The sequence below is a fragment of the Pseudomonas sp. MWU13-2862 genome (assembly GCF_023242495.1).
Taxonomy (GTDB): Bacteria; Pseudomonadota; Gammaproteobacteria; order Pseudomonadales; family Pseudomonadaceae; genus Aquipseudomonas; species Aquipseudomonas gingeri_D.
In genome coordinates, this window is the sequence record NZ_JALMEZ010000001.1 from 231,919 (window position 1) to 245,301 (window position 13,383).

General features: G+C 63.9%; 12 protein-coding genes and 3 tRNA genes. All 15 read right to left on the reverse strand.

Annotated features, from left to right (window positions below; all coding sequences use genetic code 11):
- Nucleotides 1–56: 56 nt before the first annotated feature.
- The 15 genes from icmH to M5C56_RS01190 all read right to left on the reverse strand — a co-directional run bounded on the left by icmH (nucleotide 57) and on the right by M5C56_RS01190 (nucleotide 13,325).
- The gene (gene icmH / locus M5C56_RS01120) at nucleotides 57–1,238 is read right to left on the reverse strand and encodes a type IVB secretion system protein IcmH/DotU (protein WP_103495063.1); all 1,182 of its coding nucleotides are present in this window, start codon (nucleotides 1,236–1,238) and stop codon (nucleotides 57–59) included.
- Nucleotides 1,238–2,575 carry a type VI secretion system baseplate subunit TssK gene (gene tssK, locus M5C56_RS01125; protein ID WP_103495064.1) on the reverse strand — a complete coding sequence of 446 codons (1,338 nt, stop codon included), beginning with the start codon at nucleotides 2,573–2,575 and terminating at the stop codon, nucleotides 1,238–1,240. Before tssK ends, icmH begins: the two co-directional genes overlap by 1 nt.
- Nucleotides 2,568–3,074 (reverse strand): type VI secretion system lipoprotein TssJ, encoded by a 507-nt coding sequence (gene tssJ, locus M5C56_RS01130; RefSeq protein ID WP_247262993.1) that lies wholly within the window; start codon nucleotides 3,072–3,074, stop codon nucleotides 2,568–2,570. The genes tssK and tssJ overlap by 8 nt, the downstream gene beginning before the upstream one ends.
- The gene (tssI, locus tag M5C56_RS01135; protein ID WP_103495066.1) at nucleotides 3,061–4,989 is read right to left on the reverse strand and encodes a type VI secretion system tip protein TssI/VgrG; all 1,929 of its coding nucleotides are present in this window, start codon (nucleotides 4,987–4,989) and stop codon (nucleotides 3,061–3,063) included. Before tssI ends, tssJ begins: the two co-directional genes overlap by 14 nt.
- 16 nt (nucleotides 4,990–5,005) lie before the next feature.
- The gene (locus tag M5C56_RS01140; RefSeq protein ID WP_103495067.1) at nucleotides 5,006–5,395 is read right to left on the reverse strand and encodes a DUF4280 domain-containing protein; all 390 of its coding nucleotides are present in this window, start codon (nucleotides 5,393–5,395) and stop codon (nucleotides 5,006–5,008) included.
- Between the two features lie 81 nt (nucleotides 5,396–5,476).
- On the reverse strand, nucleotides 5,477–6,478 hold the full coding sequence (gene tssG, locus M5C56_RS01145; protein WP_247262994.1) for a type VI secretion system baseplate subunit TssG: 1,002 nt from the start codon (nucleotides 6,476–6,478) through the stop codon (nucleotides 5,477–5,479).
- Nucleotides 6,463–8,346, reverse strand: a complete 1,884-nt coding sequence (gene tssF, locus M5C56_RS01150) for a type VI secretion system baseplate subunit TssF (protein ID WP_247262995.1) — start codon at nucleotides 8,344–8,346, stop codon at nucleotides 6,463–6,465. Before tssF ends, tssG begins: the two co-directional genes overlap by 16 nt.
- Nucleotides 8,321–8,815 (reverse strand): GPW/gp25 family protein, encoded by a 495-nt coding sequence (locus M5C56_RS01155; RefSeq protein ID WP_177102298.1) that lies wholly within the window; start codon nucleotides 8,813–8,815, stop codon nucleotides 8,321–8,323. The genes tssF and M5C56_RS01155 overlap by 26 nt, the downstream gene beginning before the upstream one ends.
- A gap of 70 nt (nucleotides 8,816–8,885) precedes the next feature.
- The gene (locus tag M5C56_RS01160; RefSeq protein WP_103495069.1) at nucleotides 8,886–9,359 is read right to left on the reverse strand and encodes a type VI secretion system tube protein Hcp; all 474 of its coding nucleotides are present in this window, start codon (nucleotides 9,357–9,359) and stop codon (nucleotides 8,886–8,888) included.
- Nucleotides 9,360–9,434: 75 nt separating this feature from the next.
- Nucleotides 9,435–10,925: a type VI secretion system contractile sheath large subunit gene (gene tssC, locus M5C56_RS01165; protein WP_103495070.1), complete on the reverse strand. Its 1,491-nt coding sequence runs from the start codon at nucleotides 10,923–10,925 to the stop codon at nucleotides 9,435–9,437.
- Nucleotides 10,926–10,963: 38 nt separating this feature from the next.
- Nucleotides 10,964–11,479, reverse strand: coding sequence for a type VI secretion system contractile sheath small subunit (gene tssB, locus M5C56_RS01170; RefSeq protein ID WP_103495071.1), 516 nt, complete (start codon nucleotides 11,477–11,479; stop codon nucleotides 10,964–10,966).
- A 29-nt stretch (nucleotides 11,480–11,508) separates the two neighbouring features.
- Nucleotides 11,509–12,525, reverse strand: a complete 1,017-nt coding sequence (gene tssA / locus M5C56_RS01175; protein WP_103495072.1) for a type VI secretion system protein TssA — start codon at nucleotides 12,523–12,525, stop codon at nucleotides 11,509–11,511.
- A gap of 413 nt (nucleotides 12,526–12,938) precedes the next feature.
- Nucleotides 12,939–13,015 (reverse strand) — tRNA-Asp (locus tag M5C56_RS01180).
- Nucleotides 13,016–13,115: 100 nt separating this feature from the next.
- Nucleotides 13,116–13,192 (reverse strand) — tRNA-Asp (locus M5C56_RS01185).
- A gap of 57 nt (nucleotides 13,193–13,249) precedes the next feature.
- Nucleotides 13,250–13,325 (reverse strand) — tRNA-Val (locus M5C56_RS01190).
- Nucleotides 13,326–13,383: the final 58 nt, after the last annotated feature.

A 13,383-nucleotide genomic window follows, 5' to 3' on the forward strand; every position in this document is an offset into this window, starting at 1 on the left:
GCAGTCATCCGGCGAGGGCAAATGGGGTGACGCGCCCCCTGGCGGGGCGCTGGCGGTCACAGCGGTTCGAGCACAATCTCCACCCGACGATTGCGAGCCCGGTTGTCCGCGCTGTCATTCGGCACCCGTGGTTCACTGGCACCACGCCCCAGGGCCTGGACCCGCCCGGGGTCGGCCGCCGCGCCGAACATCTCGACCAACACCGCGCGGGCGCGCCGCAGCGAGAGCTGCTGGTTGGAGACCCGGCCCTTGCCCACCGGCGTGTCGTCACTGTGGCCGATGATCCGGATACGCCCCGGCCAATCCGCCAGCACCGTGGCAGTACGCTGCAAGGTGGCTCGACTTTCTGGCGCGATCACGCTGCCGCCTGGGGCAAACAATTGCCTGGTACCGAGCAACAGCCGCACGGCGCCGGCCTCCTCCTGCAACGTCAGGCGTCCGGCGCGGATATCCTCGGCCAGGCGCTCAGCCAGCGTGGGCAGGGCTGCCGGCGCAGGAGGGAGTGCCGCCACGGTGGACAACAGCCGCGACAATCCAAGCCGCTGCTGGGCGGAACGCACCTGCAAGTCATAGGCACCCGCGACGGCGAGGCCCATCAGCAACACCAGCAGGCCGCCCAAGGTCCAGCGCAGCGCACGCCGTGGCCAGCGGCTCGGTAGCGCGGTTTTCGGCGACGGACGCGGATAACGCTCGCGATGCAGGCGCAGGGTTTCGTAGAGTCGGGCACGTTTGAGGATCAGGATCGAACGGCCTTCGCGTTCGATTCGATAACGCCCCTCCAGGCCCAGGGCCAGACACAGGTACATCAGTTCGAGCAGCGCCAGGTGCTCCACAGGCTTGAGCTGCGCCTCGTCCAGATAGGCGAAGAATCCTTCGCCGCCCTTGGCTTCCTGATGAAAGGTCATCAGCAGGCTGTGCCGTGACCAGGCGCCCCGGGCCCATTCGCTGCTGGCGATGATTTCATCGAGCAAGGTGCACAGGGCATAACGGGCACGCAACACGATGCGTGATTCGATACCGCAAGCCAGGGCCTGCCGCTGGAAGGTCCGCAACCGGGCGATCAGGCGCAAACGCAGCGCCGGCAGGTCGGGCTGGCGCTTCAGCCGCTGGAACACCACCACCTCATGCAGCAGGTCGTCAGCCAGCACGCAGAGGTTTTCATCGGCAACCGCCGGTCCGGCCTGGACACGCTCGCGAGCGTTTTTGCGCGATCCGCGAGCCGTTCTGGCAAACGCCATCACGCCTCCCTGATGGCCCAGAACGCCAATTGCAGTCCCGGAAACGAACCGGCCACATGCAGGCCGAAGCCGCTGGTGTCCACCAGATCAGCCCACAAGGGATGGTCGTTCGACAGCTGGAAATAGCTGAAGCCGGGGTAGTAAGGCAGCTCCCTGGGCGCCGTCGGCAACACCTGGATCGCCAACCCCGGCAATTGCAGGTTCACCAGGTCGTGCAGGCGCTCGGCCGGACCGATCTTCAAGCGGCTGGGGAAACTTTTGCGCAGTTCCTCGTCGGGCACCTGCGCGCGCACCGCGAGAATAAAACGCGCCGATTGATACAGGTTGATATCCGGCACCTGGGCAAAACGAAAACCAAAGGCTCCGCTCTTGAGCGCCAGGGCCACCACATCGGCACTGGCCACCGCACTCAACGCCTGCAACAGGTCCTGGATCAACGGCACAAAGCTCTCGCCCAGGCGGTCATGGCGGTACGGCGGATACGCCCTGGGGCGCTTGCGCTCCTGGCCGAAAATCGCCAGTTCGCCGGCCAGCCGCACCAACTCGCGGTACAGCAACTCGGGGTGCAACGCCGGCTGGCTGGCCAGGTGCATCAGCAGGCTTTCGGCGCGATTGACGCTCTGCAGCATCACGTACTGCTGGATCTCGGTCATCCCGCCGAGCCCGCCCTGGCCAAGCCCGCCGGCCAGGGCCACACCGCGTTGGCGGGCGCGGGCGATCAGTTCGTCGACGGAGCGCGCCAACACCGGCGAACTACGCCAGGCCAGCAACGGTGCCACCTGTTGCCGGTCGAGCACCACCAGGCCGGCGGCCGTGCGCTCCACCACCCGGGCCACCCGCAAAAAGACATGGGAGGCGGCGACATCCGCCTCCCGCGCCAGCTTCAGGTTCAGACGACAGACCTGCAAACAGGCCGGCTCGCCGCCCTCGGTATTGGCGTCGGCCACCAGGACTTCGCTGATCCGGTAACGGGCCAGGCTGTCGTCCCCGGGGGCGGTTTCGGTGTCCGCCGCCCCAGGGCGATTGAGGGCCAGGGCCAGCACCAACTGCACGTCACGCTCGCCGTCGGCCACCGGATAACGCAGCCGGACCAGTTCCTCGTCCGTCAGGGCGAAGGGACTGCCATCGGGCATGATCCCTTCGCAGGCGCTCAGGGCCAGGTTGCCCAGCGCCAACTGCGCGGCATCGATTTTCAGTGTGACAAAGCCCCAGCCATGGGGTTGCACGGCACGCAGGACCTGCGCCAGCCGGGCCCGATGATGGCGCTCTTGCTGCTGGAAGTGCTGCGGCAGCAGAAACATGCCTTCTGACCAGACGACGCCGTCGTGACTACTCATCGGCATTCTCCTCTGCCGGCGCCGACGTCAACGCCACGCGCTGGCGAGCGATCTGGGCCTTCAGCCGCGAGGGGCGCGTCGGGTCGATTTCGGCCCAGGCCCACCACTGGGCATGGTCGATATTGCGGTACTCGGCCACCAGCGCGATAAAGCGGGTGCCGGGCACGGGAAGAAAGTTCTGCTCCTGCTGCTGGCCCGGGCGCAGCAGCAACGATTCCTGGCGCAGCAGATCACGGCCCAGCGCCTGCTCGGCCGCGGCTTCGGACTGGAACAGCTCGACCTGTTCCAGGCGCTTGCCGTCCGCCAGTTGCAGGAGCCTGACAATCACCGGCGACGGCCGCCCATGCAGGTCGGGATTGCTGTCCAGTGCCGCTTCCAGGGACAACACGATACGCGGTTCAGGCGGCGGTTCGTCCGACCAAAACCAGGCACAGCCCGGGAGCGTCGACACCAGCAGCAGGCACAGGGCGCGTCGAAACACCGGCTTAATCACGACCATCGTCGGCCTCCTTGGGCTGTTTGGCCTTCGCAGGTGCCGCCGCCTTGGCCGAGGTGGTGGCCGCGGCGGCGCCGCCATTGATGTCGACCGAGGCGGTACCGTCGAGGGTAACGGTCTTGCCGTTGATCGCCACACCCGTGGCGCTGAGTACCAGGGTACTGGCACCGACCTTGAGGGTCAGGCTCTTGCCGGCTTCCAGCACCAGCTTGCCGTTGGCCTTGAAATCCATATCGGTGGCGCTCGACTGCCATTGGCCGGCAATCCGGCAATGGCTGTCGCCGCCGATATCCAGCGATTGATCGGCATCGACCCGAGTGTTGCGCCGGCCGCCCACGGACTCATGAAGGTCATCCTCGACCTTGAGAAACTGATTGGCGCCCACCGTCAGGTGCCAGTCGTTGCCAATGCTGGCGAACGCATCGTTGCGCACCGTCAGGTCCTGGTTGCGTCCGGCATGGATCAGCAGTTGCTCGTGGCCCTTCTTGTCGTCGAAGCGCAACTCGTTGTAGACATCCTGCTCGCCCAGGGACTGCGATTTGAGACCACTGCGGGCCGCCTGGGCCGGCAGCTCCCAGGGTGGCCGGTGACCGGCGTTATAGAGCCCGGCGGTGACCAGGGGCCGGTCGGGGTCGCCGCCGAGGAACTCCACCACCACCTCCTGCCCGACCCGCGGCACGAACAGCGCCCCCCAACGCTTGCCGGCTATCGGCTGGGCGACCCGGACCCAGCAGGAACACGCCTCGTTGCGTCGCCCGCTGCTGTCCCAGTGAAACTGCACCTTGATCCGACCGTACTCGTCGACCCAGATCGGATCGCCTTCCTTACCGACCACAAAGGCCGTCTGTGGTCCGGCGATCAGCGGACGCGGTGTCTGGATCGGCGCGCGAAACACCTGGGTGGTCGGGATCGCCTCGACCTCGCAGCGCAACTCGGTCGTGGCCTCGAACTGCAAGGTCGCGGCCACGATCAGGTAATCGCCGTTCTGCTCGGCTCGCGGGTGATCGACCAGAGTGAAGTACTGTCCGGGCGCCAGGTACGGCGACTGGCTGACGCCCCATCGCCACTGCTGGCGGGCGTGCGCGGCTTCGAGCTGGATCCGCGCCAGGGTTTCACCAGAGTCGCGACGGCTGAATCGCCCCGGGAAACCTTCTTGTCGGTAGTTGCCGTGGCGCTCCGTCGCCGCCGCCCCATGACTCGCCGAAAGGACGCTGGCCTCGCGGTTGCTGGCCTTGGTGAAGTCGAAATCCACCAGGTTGAACATCCCGGGCCGCAGTTCGCCGTGGGACTCCCAGTTCAGCAGGCTGCCCGGGACCTTGTCCTGGTTGGGCCGATAAGTCATTTCCCACAGGTGCTGCACCGGTTTGTGCGCGCTCATCGAATCGGCGATCACCAGCAGATGATCGTCAGGTTGATGAGCGAAGAAGTAGTAGAGCCCCGCGTCCTCCAGCAAGCGGCTGAAAAAGGCAAAGTCGCTTTCGCCGAACTGCACGCAATACTCCATCGCCTCCGGGCATTCGGCCTGCCAATCGACACTGAAAGGGTAGTCGCTGAAGACCTCATCAAGCACTTGCCTGAGGGTCTGGTTCTGGAAAATACGTTGGCGCCGGGACTGTGTCAGGAACCAGAGCCAGGGCCTGAGGGAGACTCGGTAGCACGCCTGGCGGTCGGCGCGGCCCATGGCACTGAAGGCCGTGATATAGCCGTGGATGGAGCGTGCCCGTTCGTCCACGACACCGAGGCTCAGTGCCAGCGGTCGCCCCAGCAGATCATCGACCTGCAGTGCGTCGTCGCTGCTGGACAATGTCAGCTCGTATTCACCGAGCTGGCTCAGCCCCTCGCGACCGCTGAGTTCGAGCAGCGACAGTTTGGCATCGACGCCAGGCACCTGGACACGGTGGTAGGTGTTTTCGGACATGGTGACAAGGGCTCGCTCAGGCAATCGTGGTCTTGAGGGTGGCACTGGCGTTGACGCTGATCTGACCACCCCAGTTGCACTGGCAGGTGCAGCAGTGGTCCAGCGCCGGCAGCTTGGCAATCCGTGTTCGCATCGCACCGGGCTGCCAGGGCGTGAGCGTGGCGGGCACGCAGGGCATCGGCGTCAACACGCCCATGGCGGCGGCCGTCGCCGCCGCGACCTGGGGGTTGGCCGGGCTGCGGCAGAGGCCGAAGGCAGGAATATTGACCATGGGTTGATGATCGAGAATGTTCGCCGCCAGCCGACCTTCGACCTTGACCCGCCCCAGCGGCAGGACACCCAGGGGAGCCGGTGCGGCGCCAAACGAACAGGAAAGCAAGGCGCCCATTACAACTTGCTGATTCATGCGTGCTCCAGACAGACATCCGTGGAAAGCCCGCGCAGTGTCAGTGAAGGGTGCCCTGCGGGGTATCGGATAACTCCTAAATCAGCCGACGTGGCCCGGTGCGGGTCGCTGAAAGCGCGCAGGTTCGAAGCGCCATCCCGCTGCCGTCGCACCCTTGTGCCCCAACCAGCAGGCCCGTCCCAGGCCCTGCCGTGCGCCCAGTTGCAGGCCTGGTCGCTGCCCTGCCTCCAGACACACATCGAGATCCCATTGAAAGGTCGGTCCGACATAACATTCGACCAGTTGGCACAAGGGTTCGAAGTAACGTCCGCCGGGCAGCAGGTGCTGGTAGTCCGCCCAGGACAAAGGCCCCAGGTGCAAGCAGAAACTGTGCTGGATATTCCACAGCCGGCGCCCCAGCAACGCGGCCCCGCCCAGCCGCGCCGACTCGCGCCGCCGACCCAGCTGCAAGCGTTCATCGGATGCCAGGACAGTCCGATGCCGGCCCAGGCTGCTGAGCGCCACCGGCAGGCGCAGCAGATCCCGGACCAGGGCCAGCAAACCGGCGGCACTGCGGCGCTGATCGATAAACTGCGGCGCGTAGTAGCGCGTGGCGTTGGGCAAGGCGCGGGGCTGGCCCGGAGAGAACGCCGACACATAGTCGGCGAAACGGTCGTCGGCCGGACGATCGGCCCAGACCACCGGCCGCACCCGCGCCCAGCTTCGATAAAGCAGGCTCAGCAGACGGTGGTGAAACACATCGAGAAAGTGCGCCAGGGTACTGTCGCCATGGTTGATCTGGCGCGACAGCACATCCTCGCTGAAATGCAGGGGCATCGGCCCGTTCGCCCCCGTCAGGCCGAAGAAGTTCACCGCCAGTTGCGCGGCACGGCCCTCACGCAGGCGCAGTTGAGCGATCATCGCCGGCTCGAACGCCAGCGAGACGTGCTGCGCCAGACGCAACGGATCGTCGCCCAGGCGCGGCGCAGTCCCCCAGCGCGGCGCATCAGGGTAGGTGCGCTCGAGCAAACGCATCGCGGCAAAAAAATCGTAGCGCCAGGGCTGTTCGACCAACTCGGGCGGTGGCGCTACCAGATCATGCATTGACCCGCCCTCGCCTGCCAGGTCTTGATAGGGCCTCGGCTCACACTGTGCAACTCGGTCTGCATAAAGGCATTGAGCGCGGCATAACGCACAAAAAAACGCTCCAGCGCGGCGCCGAACAGATAGGTCCCGGTGCCTTCGCAGGCGGCGTCATCAAGGACCAGGGTCAGGTTCAGCCCGCGACCGAACGCCACCGGCCCGGCCCCGGGCAAACGCCGGGTGACGACCTGCGCGCGCAACGAGACGATGCCTTGCAGCAACTTGTGCCCGCTGCTGTCGCCCTCGGGCAGGTAATGCGCCAGCAACTCGCGCAAGGCCCGGGCCCCGGCCGCCCCGTCGTGGTGAGCCAGGGGCAGGTAGTTGCGCGACAACTGCCGCACCACCTGCCATTGCCGGTCGCCCTGGGACGGCGCGGGGAGCGGTCGCGAAGGCCCGGCCACACAACGGATCGCCAATACCGGGGCGCCCACGTCGAGGACGAAGTCGGTGTTGCCCGCCCCCAGGGGCAGGCGCAACGGCAGGTCGCGGTTGGAACACAGCACGTCCACCGCCAGGCGCTGCAACTCGGCATCCGCCTCCAGCGCCACGACCAGACTGGCGTCACAGCCGCGATAACGCCGCTGCCCGTCGACAAAGCGCTGTGGAACGCGGCTGGGCGTGCGCTGCATCTGGTAGAACCCCGCCAGGCGACGCTCGTCTCCATCCTGCCGTTGCGGGGCATACAACGGCAGGATGACCTGGCGTTCCTTGGAGCCGGCGGCATAGCCATGGACCGCCAGGACCTCCTGGATCTCGTAGGCGAGTGGCCGGGCCTTGTCGACCACCAAGGGCAAGTCATGCCGATAAGGATCGACGACGATTCGCTCGACCCGCTTGTTGAACAGATTGATCACCGGTACGCAGAACAACCCGAAGTGGCTGGCATTGAGCAGCGCCGACAAGGGTTGTGACAGGGGCGCGAACACCACCACCAGCTCCACGCTGCGCGCCGGACAATCGCGCAACGCCGGCCCCAGGCCACCCAGGCTGACAAAGCGCTCGCCCTCGGCGAAGGCGAGAAAGGTCTTGAGTTGCGCGCACACCGCGTCACTGTTCAACGACCGTGCATACTGGCTGGAGACCGGGTGCGCAGGCGGTTGCCGGATATGCTCGGGGTCGATTCGCGGGCTCCATCCGCCCTCGCCTTCGCCGCAACGTATGAACAGACCTTCGGCACGGGTCAACAGGGCTTCCTGGAGAGCCAGCGGCAGCGAGCCATCGCCGCGCAGGAACAGCGTCAGCTCCTGCAGTGCCAATTGATCGAAGGACACCCCGGCGGTGGTTCGCAGACGCAGGCGCAAGGCACCACCTTCCTGCTTGACGACGCTGGCGGGCAAGCCCTTGAGCAGTCCCGCGCTGGGCAGGTACTCGGCCGAGTCCAGGACCAGGGGCCAGAGCGTCACCGGGCGCAGGCTGCGAAACTCGCAGCGCGGGTCTTGCCCGCCCGCCTCACCCACGGAGCGCACCACGCTATCGGCCGGCAAGGTGAACCCCGAGGCCAGCGAGCCCTCCTGCAAGTCCGGGGAAAGCTGCAGTACCGCCATGGACGGCACCGGCAGCAACTGCTGCGGCTGCACCAGTTCCAGCAGGCTCTCGGTGAAACGCGGAAACTCGGCTTCCATTTGCAGTTGCACCCGGGCAGTGAGAAAACTCAGCCCCTCCAGCAAACGCTCCACCGACGGATCGGTCACCTCATCGGGGCGCAGCCCCAGGGTGGCGGCGATCTTGGGGTAGTCCTCGGCGAACTCGGCACCGGCTTCACGCAGGAAACTCAATTCACGCTCGTAGTGCCGCAGCAGCCGCTCATCCATGGGTGGACGGTCGACCATAGGGCCGGACCCGCACCTCACCACTTTCGGTGTTCCAGGCCGACTCCAGGCGAAAGGCGTGCAACGCATCGAGGCCGCGGATCTCGCCCTCGATCAGAAAATTCAGGCTGGCACTGCAGGACGTCACCGGCAGCAGCTGCACCGCGACGCTGTAACGCAGAATGCGCGGTTCAAAATCCAGGACGATTTCACGGATGCGGCTCTCGAGCTTCTGCGTATCGATGCTCGACAGCACCACGCCCGCCAGGTTGCCCAGGCCATAGTTGAGCACTGAACGGGTGACATGGGGCTGGCTGCCCAACGGGCAGATCGCCCCGAGTCCGGTGGCATTGAACAGCAGCGTCAAATCTCGGCACAGGTGTTCCAGCTCTTGCTGCGCACCGCCCCCCGCCCGGCGCCGGGTCATCTCATCGCCAGGATTGGCGGGACGCAGCAGACGTTCGAGCAGCGGTGTCATGGAAGTGCTCATGAAAATCCTCCCGAAAAAAACCCGGCGCCGACGGCCCCCGCAGCATGCTGCGGGGGCCGTCGGCGTTCGATCACACGGTCGTGTTGCTGAGCAGGTCGTAGCTCTTTGCAAGGGTCGCGACAGCCTTGCCATCAACGAAGTGCTTGTACTGGTACTTGATGGCGGTGAAGCTAATCTGGATGGTTTCGCTCGGGCGATCACCGCTACCGCTGATGGAGTAGCTGCTGATGATCGGCGCCGTCAGCGTGAACTCGACGTAGGGTTCGTTCTTGCCCGTCGAACTGCCGCTGGTCTGGATGATGCGCAAGGTCGCCTCGTCCAGGGACTTGCCGCTAACCGACTCGATAAACAGATTAGGCGAAGCGACGTCAGTGGTTTTGTTCAAGGTTATCTCGGTGACATGCCCGACACTCGGCTCACGGTCATTGCCGATGGAGATGGAACGACCACTGCTGAACCCCCAGGAGTCGATGACGATCCAGTCCTTGTGATCCTTCTCCTGGCAGTTCCCCTTAATCTCGGTTTTGAATTTCAATACAATCATGCGGACTCCAACATCTGTTTATTTGAATGGTTAAGTACCTTTCCGGGGACAAGGCCCCGGTCGGGCATGAACCCCTCAGCCTTTGACCGAGGGCAGTCGGGAGACCAGTCGCAGGGATACGCTCAGGCCTTCCAATTGATAGTGGGGACGCAGGAAGAACTTGGCCTGGTAAAAGCCCGGGCTGCCCTCCACTTCCTGCACCACCACTTCGGCACCCGCCAGCGGCTTGCGCGCCTTGTCGGCGTCGCTGGCGGTCGCCGGGTTATGCTCGACGTACTTGACAATCCAATTGTTGAGCCAGATCTCCATGTCTTCGCGCTCACTGAAGGAGCCGATCTTGTCGCGCACGATGCACTTGAGGTAATGGGCAAAACGACAGGTGGCGAACAGATACGGCAACCGCGCCGCCAACTGTGCATTGGCGGTGGCGTCGGGGTCGTCGTATTCCTGGGGAGCGTGCAAGGACTGCGCGCCGATAAACGCCGCCAGCGAGCTGTTCTTGCAATGCACCAGGGGCATGAAGCCGTTCTTGGCCAACTCCACTTCGCGCCGGTCACTGATGGCGACCTCGGTCGGACAGGTCATGTCGACGCCGCCGTCCTCGGTCGGATAGGTATGCACTGGCAGCCCGCTGATGGCGCCGCCGGACTCGATGCCGCGAATCCGCGAGCACCAGCCGTACTCCTTGAAGGAGCGGTTGATATTGATGCCCATGGCATAGGCTGCATTGGCCCACAGGTAGTTCTGCGCCTGGCCTTCGGTGACCTCCTCGAAGGCGAACTCCTCCACTGGCGCGGTACGCGCGCCGTAGGGAATACGCCCGAGAAAACGCGGCATGGTCAGGCCGATATAGCGCGAATCCTCGGAGCGCCGCAGATTGCGCCAGGCGGCATGCTCGGGAGTGAGGAACAGCTTGCTCAGGTCGCGGGGGTTGGCGACCTCGCGCCAGGAGTCCATCAACATCACCGCCGGCGACGCCGCGCTGATCAGGGGCGCATGGGCCGCGGCGGCAATCTTGGCCAGTGACGCCAACAGTTCCACATCCGGTGGGCTGTTATCGAAATAGAAATCGGCGATCAGCACACCGAAGGGCTCACCGCCCAGTTGGCCGTACTCATGCTCGTAGATTTTCTTGAACAGCGGGCTCTGGTCCCAGGCCGCGCCCTTGAACTTCTTCAGCTCGCGGGCGACTTCGTCCTTGGCGACGTTGAGGAAACGGATCTTGAGTTTCTCGTCGGTCTCGGTATTGCTCACCAGGTAGTCGAGGCCGCGCCAGGCAGATTCGACGGCCTGGAAATCCGGGTGATGGAGGATGTCATTGACCTGCGCGGACAACTTGGCGTCGATTTCACCGATCAGGGCCTGGATGGTGCCGAGGGTGTCGTGGGCAATCAGGTGGGTCGTGCGCAGCGCCTGTTGGGCCAGGGTCTGCACCGCATTTTCAATGGCTTCGCGCACCGGCTCGCCGCGGGGCTTGAACTCGCGTTGCAGCAGGTCGTTGAATTCACTGGGCGAGAGCTCGGCCGTCGGGTCGATGCCGGACTGATTCTGAGATGTGGCGGACACGGATATTTACCTGTTTCAGGGAGCGATCATCGAAGGCATCAGTCTTCGGACTCGGTGGCCGCCGGCTTGGCGTGGGCCAGCAGCGACTGCATCAGGGCCGGGTTTTCCAGCAACTTGGCCATCAGTTGCTCGGCGCCACTCTTGCCGTCCATATAGGTCAGCAGATTGGCCAGTTGATTGCGCGCCTCCAGCAGTTCACGCAGCGGCTCGACATTGCGGGCCACGGCGCCGGGCGAGAAGTCGTCCATGCTCTTGAAGGCGAGCGACACCGCCATCTGCCCTTCCCCCGTCAGTTGGTTGGGCACACTGATGCGCACCTGGGGTTCGATGGCGGCCATGCGCTCATCAAAATTGTCGATATCGATTTCCAGGAACTTGCGCTCGGCCACCGGCGGCAGGTCGTCCCGGTTGGCCCCCGAGAGATCGGCGAACACGCCGTTGACAAAGGGGATCTCGATGGTCTTTTCGGCGCCGTACAACTCGACGTCATATTCGATCTGGACCCGTGGCGCACGGTTGCGCCCAATGAATTTCTGGCTGTTGTTACTGGACATACAGATAAACCTGAGCAGGGAGGGAAAGGTTAGTCATCGGTGATACCGCCCAGCGCATGCAGGTCGGCAAGGCTGCCTGGCACCAGTTCGGCGATCGCTTCGAGAAAACTCATGCTGGCGAGCCGACGCGTCCTGGCCGCCAGCAAGGGCACCGGGCTCGAAGGTTCGTGCTGGGCGTAGTAAGCGCAAATGGCATCCAGGGCGCGGACTACGTCCTCACGGGACTGGCAGACACCGCTCCAGGTGGCTGGAGCACGACTTGTCACATCGGTGGCCAGGGCCTGGGGCAAATCATCGTCTGGCGGCGGCAAGACGACATCGCAACGCTCTTCGGCGATGCGGCACCACTTGTCCAGGGCCCGCCCGAGGCCGTCCAGCGGCGAAATACCGGGGGCCGCGATTTTTTCCTCCAGACAAGCGCCGATCCGCGCGATCAGTTCGACCAGAGCCCTCAACAAGCTCAGGTTCTCGATCAGCTCAGCACGGGCCTTGGACTCGATCAGCGCACCCAGACGCGCCAGTCCTTGTGTCCGGACCTCCTCCTCGGCGGACTCGGCGATGCAGGCCAGATCGGTCACACGCAGCGGTTCAAGGCCCATGGCATTGCCCAGCTGCTGACGCTTGAGCACCTGGACCACACTGGTGGGCACCGCCAGCTCGGCAAGGGTATTGAGGCGCATCAGCGGATCGTGATCGTCTTCGGCCAGGAGCTGCGGGTGAACATCCTCCCAGCGCTCACGCAGCAGACTGTCGATCAGCCGCAAGCCATCGACAAAGCCGGGCAGCCCGTGCAATTCCAGCAAGGCCCGCGCCAGGCAAACCGCCACCCGCAGGTCGAGAGCATCCTCCAGCAGCGTCAGGCACAGCGAGCGTACCCGTTGCCAGTCCACCGGCGTTGCGGGGTACACATGATCGCCGTATTGAACTTCGTTGCCGCCGTCTATTTCTTCTAACAGTTGAATAAAGTCCGCGCGGTATTCCAAGTTCGGACCGCAGGGCCTGTCTGGCAGGGTATTAATATAAGGAATCAGTTCTTTTATCGACATATTCCAGCCCCATGAAAATGCCCTTCAGGCACGCCAAACCAAAGTGAAAGACGTTAAACCTCAGCGCCCTGCGCACACGGCAAGCCAGGCGCTGCGTGGATTCACTCTAGTCAAAGGGGGGGGCCGAAAACATAGGAATCGTCCTAGATCGGATAACCACGAAGTGCCGTTGCAAAGGAAATAAATAACGAAAGTTTGCAACTTTCAAAGGAAGAGCAAAGAAGGAACTTTCATGACACTTTTTTAAACATTCGCAGCGTATTTAAAACGTGTCACAAGAGAATCGAAGGGGACGACTTCAAGTCAGCGCAAGAAGCCCAGGCAGTGGCGGGCAAAAAAAAGGCAAAAAAAAGCCCCGGCAAGCCGGGGCATTTTCTTTGCTTCAAGGAGTTCAAGGGCCTTGAAGCGGTGTATGGCGCAGCGGACGGGACTCGAACCCGCGACCCCCGGCGTGACAGGCCGGTATTCTAACCGACTGAACTACCGCTGCGTATCGCTCGGACTTGCGTCCGTTTGAAATCTTGAAACCCGTGATCGAAAAGCTTCGGTGCCTTTCAATCGCAGACCGCACAAGGCGACCTGTACAAATATGGCGCAGCGGACGGGACTCGAACCCGCGACCCCCGGCGTGACAGGCCGGTATTCTAACCGACTGAACTACCGCTGCGCGTCGGTTGGAAGCTCCTTGCGGAACATCCGATTCTCTTGCGAGAAGCTCAACGAGTGGTGGGTGATGACGGGATCGAACCGCCGACCCTCTGCTTGTAAGGCAGATGCTCTCCCAGCTGAGCTAATCACCCTTTGCTTCGTTGAGGCCGCGAAATTTACGCAGGTAGCGGACCTAAGTCAATAGCCTGC

Bases quoted from the DNA above. Each gene is read 5' to 3' on its own strand.
- tssJ (WP_247262993.1), bottom strand. From the start codon at position 3,074: ATGGTCGTGATTAAGCCGGTGTTTCGACGCGCCCTGTGCCTGCTGCTG.
- M5C56_RS01155 (WP_177102298.1), bottom strand. From the start codon at position 8,815: ATGAGCACTTCCATGACACCGCTGCTCGAACGTCTGCTGCGTCCCGCC.
- tssI (WP_103495066.1), bottom strand. From the start codon at position 4,989: ATGTCCGAAAACACCTACCACCGTGTCCAGGTGCCTGGCGTCGATGCC.
- tssA (WP_103495072.1), bottom strand. From the start codon at position 12,525: ATGTCGATAAAAGAACTGATTCCTTATATTAATACCCTGCCAGACAGG.
- tssK (WP_103495064.1), bottom strand. From the start codon at position 2,575: ATGAGTAGTCACGACGGCGTCGTCTGGTCAGAAGGCATGTTTCTGCTG.
- M5C56_RS01140 (WP_103495067.1), bottom strand. From the start codon at position 5,395: ATGAATCAGCAAGTTGTAATGGGCGCCTTGCTTTCCTGTTCGTTTGGC.
- icmH (WP_103495063.1), bottom strand. From the start codon at position 1,238: ATGGCGTTTGCCAGAACGGCTCGCGGATCGCGCAAAAACGCTCGCGAG.
- M5C56_RS01160 (WP_103495069.1), bottom strand. From the start codon at position 9,359: ATGATTGTATTGAAATTCAAAACCGAGATTAAGGGGAACTGCCAGGAG.
- tssF (WP_247262995.1), bottom strand. From the start codon at position 8,346: ATGGTCGACCGTCCACCCATGGATGAGCGGCTGCTGCGGCACTACGAG.
- tssB (WP_103495071.1), bottom strand. From the start codon at position 11,479: ATGTCCAGTAACAACAGCCAGAAATTCATTGGGCGCAACCGTGCGCCA.
- tssG (WP_247262994.1), bottom strand. From the start codon at position 6,478: ATGCATGATCTGGTAGCGCCACCGCCCGAGTTGGTCGAACAGCCCTGG.